Consider the following 13,919-nt stretch of genomic DNA (forward strand, 5'->3'; position numbering starts at 1 on the left):
GCCCATCCCTGGGACGTGAAGTGTGCTCAGGGTGACTATGAATAGTTCGAGAGTTCTGCGATGACCCATTCAGCGTTTCTTGAAGAGCTTCACACCCTGGTTGAACCCGGCAAGGTACTCACCGACGCCGACTCTCTCGAGGCTTATGGCAAGGACTGGACGAAGCAATTCGCCCCGGCCCCCAGTGCAATCGTCTTCCCCAAGACCGTCGAACAGGTCCAGGCCATCGTGCGCTGGGCCAACACCCACAAGATTGCGCTGGTGCCCTCGGGCGGCCGCACCGGCCTGTCTGCGGCGGCGGTTGCCGCCAATGGCGAAGTGGTGGTGTCGTTCGACTACATGAACAGGATTGGCGCCGTGGATACCGTTGATCGGACCGTGGTGTGCCAACCGGGCGTGATCACCAAGCAGTTGCAGAACCTGGCCAAGGATCACGACCTGTATTACCCGGTGGACTTCGCCTCCTCCGGTTCCAGCCAGATTGGCGGCAATATCGGCACCAATGCCGGCGGCATCAAGGTGATTCGCTACGGCATGACCCGCAACTGGGTGGCCGGCCTGAAAGTGGTGACCGGCAAGGGCGACCTGTTGGAACTCAACAAGGACCTGATCAAGAACGCCACCGGCTACGACATGCGCCAGCTGTTCATCGGCGCCGAGGGCACCCTGGGTTTCGTGGTGGAAGCCACCATGCGCCTGGACCGGGCGCCGAAAAACCTCACCGCCATGGTGCTGGGCACGCCGGATTTCGATTCGATCATGCCGGTATTGCACGCCTTCCGCGGCAAACTTGACCTGACTGCGTTCGAATTCTTCAGCGACAAGGCCCTGGCCAAGGTCATGGCCCGCGGCGATGTGCCGCCGCCGTTCGCCACCGACTGCCCGTTCTACGCCCTGCTGGAGTTCGAGGCCACCACCGAAGAGGTGTCCAACGAAGCGCTGGCCACCTTCGAGCACTGCGTGGAGCAGGGTTGGGTGGTGGATGGCGTGATGAGCCAGAGCGAACAGCAACTGGCCAACCTGTGGAAGCTGCGCGAGTACATCTCCGAGACCATCTCGCACCGCACGCCCTACAAGAACGACATCTCGGTGACCGTGGCCCAGGTGCCGGCGTTCCTGAAGGACATCGACACCATCGTCAGCGCCAGCTACCCGGATTTCGAAGTGGTGTGGTACGGCCACATCGGCGACGGCAACCTGCACTTGAACATCCTCAAGCCTGAAGACCTGAGCAAGGAAGAGTTCTTTGCCAAGTGCGTATCGGTGAATACCGCGGTGTTCGAGACGGTGCAGAAGTACAACGGCTCGATCTCTGCCGAGCACGGCGTGGGCCTGGTCAAGCGCGATTATCTGGACTACAGCCGCTCGCCTGCGGAAATCGAATACATGAAAGCCCTGAAGGCGGTGTTCGACCCCAATGGCATCATGAACCCTGGCAAGATCTTCCCGGTTGATCAATAAGGAGTCGGTCATGAGCTATCAGCATCAATATGTAGACGGTACCCGCATTCACTTTCCCCTCGGCAAAGTGGTGTGCATTGGCCGCAACTACGCCGAACACGCCAAGGAACTGAACAACCCGGTGCCTACCGAGCCGCTGCTGTTCATCAAGCCGGGCAGCTGCGTGGTGCCGGTGGAAGGCGGCTTCAAGATCCCGACTGATCGCGGTTCGGTGCATTACGAGGCGGAAATCGCCGTGCTGCTGGGCAAGCCGCTGTCCACCCGGCCCAGCGAGGAAGAGGTACTGGACGCCATTTCCGGTTTCGCCCCGGCGCTGGACCTGACCCTGCGCGACGTGCAGAGCAAGCTCAAGGAAAAAGGCCTGCCGTGGGAGCTGGCCAAGTCGTTCGACGGTGCGGCGGTGATCGCGCCGTTCGTGGCCACCGGCACCTACCCGGACCTGACCGACATCCCGGTGCGCCTGACCATCAATGGCGAAGTGCGCCAGGACGGCAACAGCAACCTGATGCTCAACCCCATCGTGCCGATGATCCAGTACATGGCCGCGCACTTCTCGCTGCAGGCCGGCGACGTGATCCTGACCGGTACGCCGGCCGGGGTTGGCGCGCTGAACCCGGGCGATGAGCTGGTGCTGGAATTGCCGGGTGCCAGCCGTTTCGAGTCCGTTGTGAACTGACCTCCGGGCTTTTGCTTTTTTTTCACACGTCATCCGGATAATGCGGCTTAATCACCCTGCGCGCCGTTGCGCCCAGGGTCGCCGCATTCTCAGGAAGACATCCACATGGCCGTATCCCCCTCCGTTTCCTCGCCAGCGCGCGGGCGCAAATCGCGCTTTTTGACCCGCTGGTATGTCTGGCTGTTGCTTGTCGTGGCGGCCTACGCCGTTGCCGCGATCATGCAGTGGGACACCCGGGTCAAACTCTGGGTGATTGAGCGCATGACCCCCCAGGCTCAGCGCGATGCTGCGGTCTGGCTGCCCGATTACCACGCCTTTATTGATGGCAAGAAAATGGTGGGCCTGGAGACGGACGAAGCGTCAGACCTGACCTACAACCCCGATACCAAGACGCTGTTCTCGGTGATGGGCAAGCATGCGTTCCTGGTGGAGTTGAACCTGGAAGGCGACGTGCTGCGCAAGATGCCACTCAATGGCTGGTCCAACCCCGAGGGCGTGACTTACCTGAGCGGTGGCCGTATGGCGATTACCGATGAGCGTCAGCACCTGATGACCGTGGTCACCGTGACCCCCGAGACCCAGGCGTTGAACCTGGCCGATTGGCCGCAGTTCGACCTGGGGCCGTCGGCCAATCAGAACAAGGCGTTCGAGGGGATTGCCTGGGACCCGCGTCGCGGCCAGATCCTGTTGGGTGAAGAGCGTCCGGCGGCGATGTTCGCGCTCAAGAGCGATGACAAGGGGCAGTGGCAGGGCGACAAAGTGAAGCTGCCCTACACCACCCTGAACATGCGCAACCTGTCGGCGCTGGCCGTTGACCGGCGCACGGGCAATACCCTGGCCCTGTCGGCGGACTCGCACATGCTGTTGGAGCTGGACCCCAGCGGCAAACAGATCAGCTACATGACCTTGCTGGGCGGCCTGAACGGCCTGAAGGACACCATTCCACGCGCAGAAGGCGTGACGATGGACGAAAGCGGGACTATCTATATGGTCAGCGAGCCGAACCTGTTCTACGTGTTCCGCAAGTTCTGATTGCCTGTAGCCGCTGCCGCAGGCTGCGCTGGCCCTATGCCACGCTGAACATCTTCAGTGTATTCCAGGGCCAGCGCAGCCTGCGGCAGCGGCTACAGAGGTATCACTTGGTGAGGGTCTTCACGCCTTCGGCGGTACCCAGCAACAGCAGGTCAGCCGGACGCGCCGCGAACAGGCCGTTGGTCACCACGCCGACAATCGCATTGATCTGCGCTTCCAGTGCCACCGGGTCGGTGATCTGCATGTTGTGCACATCGAGAATGATGTTGCCGTTGTCAGTGATCACCCCTTCACGGTACACCGGGTCGCCGCCCAGCTTGACCAGCTGGCGCGCCACGTGGCTGCGGGCCATCGGGATGACTTCCACCGGCAGCGGGAACGCGCCCAGCACCGGCACCAGCTTGCTGGCGTCGGCGATGCAGATGAAGGTCTTGGCCACAGCCGCGACGATCTTCTCGCGGGTCAGGGCTGCGCCGCCGCCCTTGATCAGGTTCAGCTTCTCGTCGCTTTCATCGGCGCCGTCCACGTAGAACTCCAGGTCGCTGACGGTGTTCAGCTCGTACACTGGGATGCCGTGGCCCTTGAGGCGCGCAGCGGTGGCTTCGGAGCTGGCAACGGCGCCGTCGAAGGCACCCTTGTGCTGGGCCAGGGCGTCGATGAAGCAGTTGGCTGTCGAGCCGGTGCCGACGCCGACGATGCTCTTGTCGTCCAGCTTGGGCAGAATGAAGTCGACAGCAGCCTGGGCGACGGCCTGTTTGAGTTGGTCCTGGGTCATGCGGGCTCCGGAGCGGGCACAAAGTAGCGGGGGAAGGGCGGCATTATACCCCTTTGCTGTGGTCCTTGGCTGGAACGCTGGGGTAGACTCGCAGGTCTTGCTCAACCGCCAGTGATGCTTCCGATGCTCGAACAGTACGTTAAGAAGATCCTCACCTCGCGCGTCTACGACGTTGCCGTGGAAACCCCCTTGCAGGCCGCCGGCCAGCTGTCCAAACGCCTGGGCAACAGTATTCTGCTCAAGCGCGAAGACCTGCAGCCGGTGTTTTCCTTCAAGATTCGCGGCGCCTACAACAAACTGGCGCAGTTGAGCGACGAAGAACGTGCCCGTGGCGTAGTCACCGCCTCGGCCGGCAACCACGCCCAGGGCCTGGCCCTGGCGGCGCGGGAAATGGGCGTGAAAGCCACCATCGTGATGCCCAAGACCACCCCCGAGATCAAGGTCGAAGGCGTGCGCTCGCGCGGCGGCAAGGTGGTGCTGCATGGCGACTCCTTCCCCGAGGCCCTGGCCTACTCGCTCAAGCTGGTGGACGAGAAGGGTTACGTCTACATCCACCCGTATGACGATCCGCACACCATCGCCGGCCAGGGCACCGTGGCCATGGAGATTCTGCGTCAGCACCCCGGCAACCTGGACGCGATCTTCGTACCCGTGGGCGGCGGCGGCCTGATCGCCGGTATCGCGGCCTACGTGAAGTACCTGCGCCCCGAGATCAAGGTCATCGGCGTGGAGCCGGACGACTCCAACTGCCTGCAAGCCGCCATGGCGGCGGGCGAGCGCGTGGTGCTGCCGACCGTGGGCATCTTCGCCGACGGTGTTGCCGTGGCACAGATCGGTCAGCACACCTTTGATATCTGCAAAGACTACGTAGACGAAGTGATCACCGTCAGCACCGACGAGATCTGCGCGGCCATCAAGGATATCTACGACGATACCCGCTCGATCACTGAACCTGCCGGCGCCTTGGGCGTGGCGGGCATCAAGAAGTACGTGGAGCTGTACGGCGTCACCGGCCAGACCCTGGTGGCCATCGATTCGGGCGCCAACGTCAACTTCGACCGCCTGCGCCACGTGGCCGAGCGTGCCGAACTGGGCGAGGGCCGCGAAGCCATCATCGCTGTGACCATCCCCGAGAAGCCGGGCAGCTTCAAGGCGTTCTGCGAAGCCATCGGCAAGCGCCAGATCACCGAATTCAACTACCGCTACCACACCGGTCGCGAGGCGCACATCTTTGTCGGCGTGCAGACCCACCCGGACACCGACCCACGTGCCGCGCTGGTCGCCAGCCTGACCGAACAGGGTTTCCCGGTGCTGGACCTGACCGACAACGAACTGGCCAAACTGCACATCCGCCACATGGTGGGCGGGCATGCGGCGCAGGTCAGCGACGAGATGGTCATGCGCTTCGAGTTCCCGGAGCGCCCGGGCGCGCTGTTCAACTTCCTCAACAAGCTGGGCGGGCGCTGGAACATCTCGATGTTCCACTACCGCAACCATGGCGCGGCCGACGGCCGTGTGGTGGCGGGCCTGCAGGTACCGGCCCAGGAGCGCGGCGACGTGGCGGCGGCCCTGACCGAAATCGGCTATCCGTTCTGGGACGAGACCGATAACCCGGCGTACCGCCTGTTCCTGGGCTGACTGCTAGGCTGTAAGGCATCGACACACGCACAGGACCTGCACCATGGAAACCCTGAGCTTGCTGAAAATGCTGCATGGCATTGCCACCGCGCTGCTGCTGGGCAGCGTGGCGGCCGTGCTGTTCCAGACCTGGCGCGGCTGGCGCGGCGGCGACAAGTCGGCCTTCGCCAAAACCCTGCAACGCCCGTGGCTGTACGCCTGGATACTGATGGGCGTGTGCGTGGTGAGCTTTCCGTTTACCGGCTGGTGGATGATGCACACCGTGGGCTGGCCGTTGGGGCAGACCTGGCTGCTGGGCGGCTCGGTGTTGTACATAGTGGGCGTGGCGGGGTTTCTGCTGCTGGTGCGCCGCACCATTCGCTGGCGGCAGGCGGCGGTGGCCTATAACCAGGTGCAGGTGGTCAAGCAGCGCAAGTTCAGTATGGTGTTTGCGGGGGTGTCGCTGGTGGTGTTGGTGGCGATATTGGCGTTGATGCTGATCAAGCCGGTCTGATTCGACCCCGTGGGAGCGGGCTCTGCCCGCGAAAAGAACACCGCGTGATATCTGTCACTGCGCGTCGCCCTTTTCGCGGGCAGAGCCCGCTCCCACGCGAGGTGGGTGGAGCATCAATCGCGCAGCGACATGATCTTCCACCCGCGCCGCTGCGCTTCAGCCAGCAGATTCGGGTCGGCATCCACCACCACCGGATTCGCCACCTTCTCCAGCAACGGCAGATCATTCATCGAGTCGCTATAGAAGTAGCTGCCTTCCAGATCAAAGCCATTCTCCGCCAGCCAGCGATCCAGGCGCGTCACCTTGCCTTCGCGGAAGCACGGCACGTCGGTGCTGCGGCCAGTATAACGGCCGTCGACCATCTCGCATTCAGTGGCCAGCAACGTGTCCACGCCCAGGCGCTCGGCGATCGGGCCGGTGACGAAACGGTTGGTGGCGGTGATGATCAGCAGCTTGTCGCCCGCATCACGGTGCTGCTGCAACAGGGCCAGGGCCTTGGGCAGGATGATCGGTTCGATGCAGTCACGCATGAAGTCGGCGTGCCATTCGGCCAGTTGCGCCATGTCGGTGGCCGCCAGAATCTCCAGGCTGAAGTTCAGGTAGTCGGTCAGGTTCAGCTGGCCGGCCAGGTAATCCTGGTAGAAGGCATCGTTGCGGTTCTTGTATTCAACCGGGTCGAGGATGCCGCGTTCACACAGGTAATCGCCCCAGGCGTGATCGCTGTCGCCACCAAGCAGGGTGTTATCGAGGTCGAATAAAGCCAGGCGCATGGAAGTTACTCGTCTAAAAAGCGGAAAAGGCCCACAGAATACGGACTTTTCACAACAGTGCACATAAGGTATGCGGGTGCGTTGCTGCCTTGACGATCTTTGTGGAACAATGCAAAGACATGCGTTTGCGAGGTTGCTGCCGTGATCGACCCCGATGGTTTCCGTCCCAATGTCGGCATTATTCTGACCAATGATGCCGGACAGGTACTATGGGCTCGTCGCATCAACCAGGATGCCTGGCAGTTTCCGCAAGGGGGCATCAACCCCCAGGAGACGCCGGAAGAGGCCTTGTACCGCGAGCTGAATGAAGAAGTGGGGCTGGAGCGACAAGATGTTGAAATTCTTGCCTGCACCCGCGGCTGGTTGCGTTATCGTTTACCTCAGCGCCTGGTGCGTACCCACAGCCAACCGCTGTGCATCGGCCAGAAGCAGAAGTGGTTTCTCTTGCGCCTGGTTTCCAACGAACAGCGCGTGAGAATGGATTTGACCGGTAAACCGGAATTCGATGGCTGGCGCTGGGTCAGCTATTGGTACCCGCTGGGCCAGGTGGTGACATTCAAGCGCGAGGTGTATCGCCGCGCTCTCAAAGAGCTTGCCCCGCGCCTGCTGGCGCGCGACTGACGACGGAGTTCGACCCCGAGCCATGCTCAATACGCTGCGCAAGATCGTCCAGGAAGTCAACTCCGCCAAGGATCTCAAGACGGCGTTGGGGATCATTGTGCTGCGCGTCAAAGAGGCCATGGGCAGCCAGGTGTGCTCGGTCTACCTGCTTGACCCGGAAACCAACCGTTTCGTGCTGATGGCCACCGAGGGCTTGAACAAGCGCTCCATCGGCAAGGTCAGCATGGCCCCCAACGAGGGCCTGGTGGGCTTGGTGGGTACGCGCGAAGAGCCGCTGAACCTCGAGAACGCCGCCGACCACCCCCGTTACCGCTACTTCGCCGAAACCGGTGAGGAACGCTTTGCCTCCTTCCTGGGTGCACCGATCATTCACCACCGGCGTGTGGTGGGGGTATTGGTTATCCAGCAAAAGGAGCGCCGTCAGTTCGACGAGGGCGAAGAAGCCTTCCTGGTCACCATGAGCGCGCAATTGGCTGGCGTTATTGCCCACGCTGAGGCCACCGGCTCGATCCGCGGGCTGGGGCGTCAGGGCAAGGGCATCCAGGAAGCCAAGTTCGTCGGCGTACCTGGCTCACCGGGCGCTGCCGTGGGCACGGCGGTGGTCATGCTGCCACCGGCCGACCTCGACGTGGTGCCGGACAAGACCGTTACCGACATCACTGCCGAACTCGCGCTGTTCCAGACCGCGCTTGAAGGCGTTCGCAACGACATGCGCACCCTTTCGGCGAAGTTGGCCACACAGTTGCGCCCGGAAGAGCGCGCACTGTTCGACGTCTACCTGATGATGCTAGATGACGCCTCGCTGGGCAGCGAAGTGACCAACGTGATCAAGACCGGCCAGTGGGCCCAGGGCGCCCTGCGCCAGGTGGTCACCGAGCACGTCAACCGTTTCGAATTGATGGACGACGCCTACCTGCGTGAGCGGGCGTCGGACGTCAAGGACCTGGGTCGCCGCCTGCTGGCCTACCTGCAGGAAGCCCGCCAGCAAACCCTGGTTTACCCCGACAATACCATCCTGATCAGCGAAGAATTGACCCCGGCCATGCTCGGCGAAGTGCCGGAAGGCAAGCTGGTGGGCCTGATTTCGGTACTGGGTTCGGGCAACTCCCACGTCGCCATCCTGGCCCGTGCCATGGGCATCCCGACGGTGATGGGCCTGGTCGACCTGCCGTATTCCAAGGTCGACGGCATCAAGATGATCGTGGACGGCTACAAGGGCGAGGTCTACACCAACCCCAGCGATGTGCTGGCGCGCCAGTACGCCGACGTGGTCGAAGAAGAGCGCCAGTTGGCCCAGGGCCTCGACGCCCTGCGCGAGCTGCCGTGCGTGACCCTGGACGGCCACCGCATGCCGCTGTGGGTCAACACCGGCCTGCTGGCCGACGTGGCCCGCGCCCAACAGCGTGGCGCCGAGGGCGTTGGCCTGTACCGCACCGAAGTGCCGTTCATGATCAACCAGCGCTTCCCCAGCGAAAAGGAACAGTTGGCCATCTACCGCGAGCAGCTGGCCGCTTTCCACCCGCTGCCGGTGACCATGCGCAGCCTGGACATCGGTGGTGACAAGGCGCTGTCGTACTTCCCCATCAAGGAAGACAACCCGTTCCTGGGCTGGCGCGGCATCCGCGTCACCCTTGACCACCCGGAAATCTTCCTGGTGCAGACCCGCGCCATGCTCAAGGCCAGCGAAGGCCTGAATAACCTGCGCATCCTGCTGCCGATGATCTCCGGTACCCACGAGACCGAAGAAGCCCTGCACCTGATCCACCGGGCCTGGGGCGAGGTGCGTGACGAAGGCACCGACGTGCCGATGCCGCCGGTGGGCGTGATGATCGAGATTCCGGCTGCGGTATACCTGACCCGCGAACTGGCGCGCCAGGTGGACTTCCTGTCGGTGGGCTCCAACGACCTGACCCAGTACCTGCTGGCCGTGGACCGCAACAACCCGCGGGTGGCCGACCTCTACGACTACCTGCACCCGGCGGTGTTGCAGGCCTTGCAGCATGTGGTCACCGAGGCCCATGCCGAAGGCAAGCCGGTGAGTATCTGCGGCGAGATGGCCGGTGACCCGGCTGCGGCGGTGCTGCTGATGGCCATGGGTTTTGACAGCCTGTCGATGAACGCCACCAACCTGCCGAAGGTGAAGTGGATGCTGCGGCAGATCAGCATGGGCAAGGCCAAGGAACTGCTGGCGCAACTGATGAAGCACGACAACCCGCAGGTTATCCACAGCTCGCTGCAGTTGGCGCTGAAAAACCTGGGGCTGGCGCGCATGATCAACCCGGCGGGTCCCAAGCACCTCTGAAACGCCTGTAGCCGCTGCCGCCAGGCTGCGCTGGCCCCTGAGTACACTGGAAATTTCCAGCGTATGGGAGGGCCAGCGCAGCCTGCGGCAGCGGCTACAGTGCTATATGCACCTCGCCCAGTGCACCGCCATACGGTCCGAAGCTTCGCTCCACGATTCGCCGCGACCCATCCGCCCCCACGATCAACGCCGTACTCGCCCGCGTCCCATACGTTGGGCTGGCAATAAACACACTCGACAGCAACGACTCGGTCGCCAGCCCCACGCCGGTATCCGGCAACAGCGCATCCGCCGCCCGCTCCGGATCCTTCAGCAATGCCAGCAACCCTTCCGGCTCGGGATCATCCAGCTGCGCCGCCAGCCCTTCCCGAGCCTTCAAAAGCTTCGGCCAAGGCGTATCCAGCCCCGCGTTCGACAGTCCATAAACCCCGGTAGCCAGCTCCTGCAATCGCCGATCCCGCTGATTGAAATAACACAGTCGCCCGGCCGCCCCGAGCAACAGGTTGAACCCCGAATACTCCGCCGCCCGGCTGCCGATGTCGTCCACGTACTCATCAATGGACACCGCGCTGGTTAAAAAACGCGCAACCAGCTCCCCGCGCGACCGCCGCCCCAGCGCCTGGCCGGGGTCACGAATATTGGTCAGCGCCGCAAACCGCCCGTCCGGGCCCAGCCCCAGCCAGGTACCGCCAGCTTCCAGGTCACGGCCGGCGTACACGCCTTCGGCCTCGGACCACTGCCCCAGCGCCAGGCTGGGGCGGGCATAGAATTCATCACGGTTGGCTGCCAGCACCAGCGGCACAGCGTGGCCGGGGCGCCAGGCGAATACGATCAGACACATAAGGTTGGCCTTGTGTTTTGGCTCACTGTACCCGCACTCCGTCCCTGCACAGTAGAGGCGATTGCCCCTATCCGTTACCATGCGCTCCAGTTTTCACTGACACAAGTTTCATGGCAACGGGCCGGTGGGCCGGGCATAGTCTCGGGTTTTCCCGCCCCTCGTGGCCATCCGGGAACGCAGGGGTGATCCCGCCGCCTGTCCACGTCAAGGAGTCGCAATGCTGCCTTACCCGCAGATCAATCCGGTGGCCGTCGCCATCGGACCGCTTCAAATCCACTGGTACGGCCTGATGTACCTGATCGGCATCGGCGCAGCCTGGTTCCTGGCCTCGCGCCGCCTGAACCGCTTTGACCCCACCTGGACCAAGGAGAAACTCTCCGACCTGATCTTCTGGTGTGCCATGGGCGTGATCGTCGGCGGACGGCTGGGTTACGTGCTGTTCTACGACCTGAAGGTGTACATCGACAACCCCACTCTGATCTTCGAAGTGTGGAAGGGCGGCATGGCGTTCCACGGCGGCCTGATCGGTGTGATGCTGGCCACCTGGTGGTTCGGGCGCAAGAACGGCAAGTCGTTCTTCGAGCTGATGGACTTCATTGCCCCGATGGTACCGATCGGCCTGGGCGCCGGGCGTATCGGCAACTTCATCAACGGCGAGCTGTGGGGCAAACCCACCGACGTGCCGTGGGCGATGATCTTCCCGCCGCTGAGCGATCCGGCGCAACTGCCGCGCCATCCGTCGCAGCTGTACCAATTTGCCCTTGAAGGCGTGGCGCTGTTCATTATCCTGTGGCTGTTCTCGCGCAAACCGCGCCCCACCATGGCAGTGTCCGGCATGTTCGCGCTGTTCTACGGCATCTTCCGGTTCATCGTCGAGTTCGTCCGCGTGCCCGACGCGCAACTGGGCTACCTGGCCTTCGGCTGGGTCACCATGGGCCAGATCCTCTGCCTGCCGATGATCATCGGTGGCCTGGGCCTGATCTGGTGGGCCTACAACCGGCCCCCCGCGCCGAAAAACGCCGCGGTATGATTGACGGGCGGGGCGAAAGCCCCGCCTTTTTCTTTTTCTGTACACGGTCGCGGCTGCTGGCGACCGACTTGAGGCCTCAATGAAAGCGTACCTGGATCTCCTGACCGATGTGATCACCAACGGCGTGACCAAGGGTGATCGGACCGGCACCGGCACCAAGGCCGTCTTCGCGCGCCAGTACCGTCACAACCTGGCCGACGGCTTCCCGCTGCTGACCACCAAGAAGCTGCACTTCAAGAGCATTGCCAACGAGCTGATCTGGATGCTCAGCGGCAACACCAACGTGAAGTGGCTGAACGAAAATGGCGTGACCATCTGGGACGAATGGGCCACCGAAAGCGGTGACCTGGGCCCGGTGTACGGCGAGCAGTGGACCGCCTGGCCGACCAAGGATGGCAAGACCATCAACCAGATCGACTACATGGTCGACACCCTGAAGAACAACCCCAACAGCCGCCGCATCCTGTTCCACGGCTGGAACGTCGAGTACCTGCCCGACGAATCGAAAAGCCCGCAGCAGAACGCCGCCGAAGGCCGTCAGGCCCTGCCGCCGTGCCACCTGCTGTACCAGGCCTTCGTCAACGACGGGCACCTGTCGATGCAGCTGTACATCCGCAGTTCGGACGTGTTCCTGGGCCTGCCGTACAACACCGCGGCCCTGGCCCTGCTAACCCACATGCTGGCCCAGCAGTGCGACCTGATCCCCCACGAGATCATCGTCACCACCGGCGACACCCACGCTTACGCCAACCACATGGAACAGATCCAGACCCAACTGGCGCGCGAGCCACGCAAACTGCCGACGCTGAACATCAAGCGCAAGCCGGCGTCGATCTATGACTACAAATTCGAGGATTTCGAAATTGTGGGCTATGACCCGCATCCTGGCATCAAGGCGCCAGTCGCCATCTAATCTGTAGCCGCTGCCGCCAGGCTGCGCTGGCCCCCAACCTCGCTGGAAATCTCCAGTGTACTCAGGGGCCAGCGCAGCCTGGCGGCAGCGGCTACAGGTTTGGGTTTGGGCGTTTGACGGGGAACGACACGAACGGCTTGATCTCCTTGAGCACAAACATGCTCTGCATCTCCTTGATCCCCGGCAGCCGCCGCACCACCGACATGGCGAATTCGGCGAACGCGTCCAGGTCAGGCGCCACTACCTGCAACAGGAAGTCGGCATCGCCGCCGATGCTGTAGCAAGCCACCACATCCTCCAGTTGCATCACCTCCTGCTCGAACTTTCGTGCTTCGGCCTCGCTGTGGCTGTCGATGCTGACGCGGATGAATACCATCACCCCCAGGCCGATCTTGCGGCGGTCCAGCACGGCGCGGTAGCCCTGAATGTAGCGATGCTCTTCCAGGTGTCGGACTCGTCGCCAGCAGGGGGAGGCCGACATGCCCAGGGCGTCGGCCAGGTTCTGGTTGGTCATGCGGCCGTCCTGTTGCAGGGCGGTGAGAATCTTCACGTCCGTGTTGGTCAGGGGAGGGTTGGTCATAAATTCCTTCTTTGTCCATGCAGTGGGTAGCTATTGCCCAAAATAGCCTGTTCCACGGTAAAGACAGGAATAATTTTCCCGGCGGCGCCCTATAGCATTTCCCTCGTTGCCATTCACTGCCCAAGGACGCCCTACCATGCTGGATACCTCACAAGTACTGACCTATTGCGCCGCGCTGGGTGTTGCCGCCGCCATACCCGGGCCGGGCATGGCCGCCCTGGTGGCGCGCAGTGTCAGCGGCGGGGCGTTGTCGGGGTTCTGCCTGTTGTTCGGGGTGATTCTGGGTGACCTGACCTATCTGTCGTTTGCCGTGTTCGGGCTGGCGATGATCGCCGAGCATTTCAACGCCCTGTTCCAACTGGTGCGGTGGGGGGCCGCGATCTATCTGTGCTACCTGGCCTGGGTGTTCTGGTTTGCCCGGCATCAGACCATCGAAACCGGCAAGCCTGCACAGCGCAAGGAGCTGCTATCGGCGGCGGTGTCGGGGTTGACTATCACCTTGGGCAATCCGAAGACCATCGCGTTTTACCTGGCGTTGCTGCCGTTGGTGATCAACCTGGAAACCGTCTCGTTGCAGACCTGGGCACTGATGCTGATGCCGTTGACGGCGCTGGTGCTGTTGGCCGTTGGGGCGGTGTACATCCTGGGTGCCGTACGCATTCGCCACCTGCTGTCCAGCTTGCGGGCGCAGCAGCGCCTGTTCCGCGGCGCGGCGGTAATCATGGCCGCCGCCGCTGCCGCCATGCTGCTGCGCTGAACACCCACCCCGTAGCCGCTGCCGCCAGGC

The 13,919-nt window shown here is 62.9% G+C and carries 14 protein-coding genes; 10 read left to right on the plus strand and 4 right to left on the minus strand.

The genetic code is table 11. The features are described 5' to 3' along the window. Nucleotides 1-60 precede the first annotated feature (60 nt). The 3 genes from ACZ9GA_RS29895 (at nucleotide 61) to ACZ9GA_RS29905 (ending at nucleotide 3,169) form a co-directional block, all read left to right on the plus strand. A complete protein-coding gene (locus ACZ9GA_RS29895) occupies nucleotides 61-1,461 on the plus strand; it encodes an FAD-binding oxidoreductase (protein WP_457358647.1) in 1,401 nt (466 codons plus the stop codon). A 10-nt stretch (nucleotides 1,462-1,471) separates the two neighbouring features. Continuing rightward, entirely contained in the window at nucleotides 1,472-2,137 is a 666-nt protein-coding gene (locus tag ACZ9GA_RS29900) for a fumarylacetoacetate hydrolase family protein (protein ID WP_457358645.1), read from the plus strand. Nucleotides 2,138-2,242: 105 nt separating this feature from the next. Then, nucleotides 2,243-3,169 (plus strand): SdiA-regulated domain-containing protein, encoded by a 927-nt coding sequence (locus ACZ9GA_RS29905; protein WP_457358644.1) that lies wholly within the window; start codon nucleotides 2,243-2,245, stop codon nucleotides 3,167-3,169. A gap of 103 nt (nucleotides 3,170-3,272) precedes the next feature. On the opposite strand, the gene rpiA is transcribed toward ACZ9GA_RS29905, so the two are convergent. Next, nucleotides 3,273-3,944, minus strand: a complete 672-nt coding sequence (gene rpiA, locus ACZ9GA_RS29910; protein ID WP_457358642.1) for a ribose-5-phosphate isomerase RpiA — start codon at nucleotides 3,942-3,944, stop codon at nucleotides 3,273-3,275. 123 nt (nucleotides 3,945-4,067) lie between these two features. Here rpiA and ilvA point away from each other — a divergent pair, with 123 nt between their 5' ends. Both ilvA and ACZ9GA_RS29920 read left to right on the plus strand, forming a co-directional pair. After that, nucleotides 4,068-5,582, plus strand: a complete 1,515-nt coding sequence (ilvA, locus tag ACZ9GA_RS29915) for a threonine ammonia-lyase, biosynthetic (RefSeq protein ID WP_027980127.1) — start codon at nucleotides 4,068-4,070, stop codon at nucleotides 5,580-5,582. Between the two features lie 43 nt (nucleotides 5,583-5,625). Next, complete coding sequence (locus tag ACZ9GA_RS29920) at nucleotides 5,626-6,075, plus strand: DUF2269 domain-containing protein (RefSeq protein WP_457358640.1); 450 nt, start codon at nucleotides 5,626-5,628, stop codon at nucleotides 6,073-6,075. Between the two features lie 113 nt (nucleotides 6,076-6,188). Here ACZ9GA_RS29920 and ACZ9GA_RS29925 read toward each other — a convergent pair whose 3' ends face one another. Next, nucleotides 6,189-6,845, minus strand: a complete 657-nt coding sequence (locus tag ACZ9GA_RS29925) for a histidinol-phosphatase (RefSeq protein ID WP_455921638.1) — start codon at nucleotides 6,843-6,845, stop codon at nucleotides 6,189-6,191. 141 nt (nucleotides 6,846-6,986) lie between these two features. Here ACZ9GA_RS29925 and ACZ9GA_RS29930 point away from each other — a divergent pair, with 141 nt between their 5' ends. Further along, complete coding sequence (locus tag ACZ9GA_RS29930; RefSeq protein ID WP_008364786.1) at nucleotides 6,987-7,466, plus strand: RNA pyrophosphohydrolase; 480 nt, start codon at nucleotides 6,987-6,989, stop codon at nucleotides 7,464-7,466. A gap of 22 nt (nucleotides 7,467-7,488) precedes the next feature. Next, nucleotides 7,489-9,768 carry a phosphoenolpyruvate--protein phosphotransferase gene (ptsP, locus tag ACZ9GA_RS29935; protein ID WP_027980130.1) on the plus strand — a complete coding sequence of 760 codons (2,280 nt, stop codon included), beginning with the start codon at nucleotides 7,489-7,491 and terminating at the stop codon, nucleotides 9,766-9,768. Between the two features lie 94 nt (nucleotides 9,769-9,862). On the opposite strand, the gene ACZ9GA_RS29940 is transcribed toward ptsP, so the two are convergent. Continuing rightward, nucleotides 9,863-10,609, minus strand: coding sequence for an NRDE family protein (locus ACZ9GA_RS29940; RefSeq protein ID WP_457358637.1), 747 nt, complete (start codon nucleotides 10,607-10,609; stop codon nucleotides 9,863-9,865). Nucleotides 10,610-10,826: 217 nt separating this feature from the next. Here ACZ9GA_RS29940 and lgt point away from each other — a divergent pair, with 217 nt between their 5' ends. Continuing rightward, the gene (gene lgt / locus ACZ9GA_RS29945; RefSeq protein WP_457358636.1) at nucleotides 10,827-11,639 is read left to right on the plus strand and encodes a prolipoprotein diacylglyceryl transferase; all 813 of its coding nucleotides are present in this window, start codon (nucleotides 10,827-10,829) and stop codon (nucleotides 11,637-11,639) included. A 79-nt stretch (nucleotides 11,640-11,718) separates the two neighbouring features. After that, entirely contained in the window at nucleotides 11,719-12,552 is an 834-nt protein-coding gene (locus ACZ9GA_RS29950; protein ID WP_457358634.1) for a thymidylate synthase, read from the plus strand. 91 nt (nucleotides 12,553-12,643) lie between these two features. Here ACZ9GA_RS29950 and ACZ9GA_RS29955 read toward each other — a convergent pair whose 3' ends face one another. Continuing rightward, nucleotides 12,644-13,132: an Lrp/AsnC family transcriptional regulator gene (locus tag ACZ9GA_RS29955; RefSeq protein WP_457358632.1), complete on the minus strand. Its 489-nt coding sequence runs from the start codon at nucleotides 13,130-13,132 to the stop codon at nucleotides 12,644-12,646. 136 nt (nucleotides 13,133-13,268) lie between these two features. Between ACZ9GA_RS29955 and ACZ9GA_RS29960 the strand changes: the two genes are divergently transcribed. Beyond that, on the plus strand, nucleotides 13,269-13,889 hold the full coding sequence (locus tag ACZ9GA_RS29960; protein ID WP_457358630.1) for a LysE family translocator: 621 nt from the start codon (nucleotides 13,269-13,271) through the stop codon (nucleotides 13,887-13,889). Nucleotides 13,890-13,919: the final 30 nt, after the last annotated feature.

Source organism: Pseudomonas sp. TE3644 (assembly GCF_056278815.1).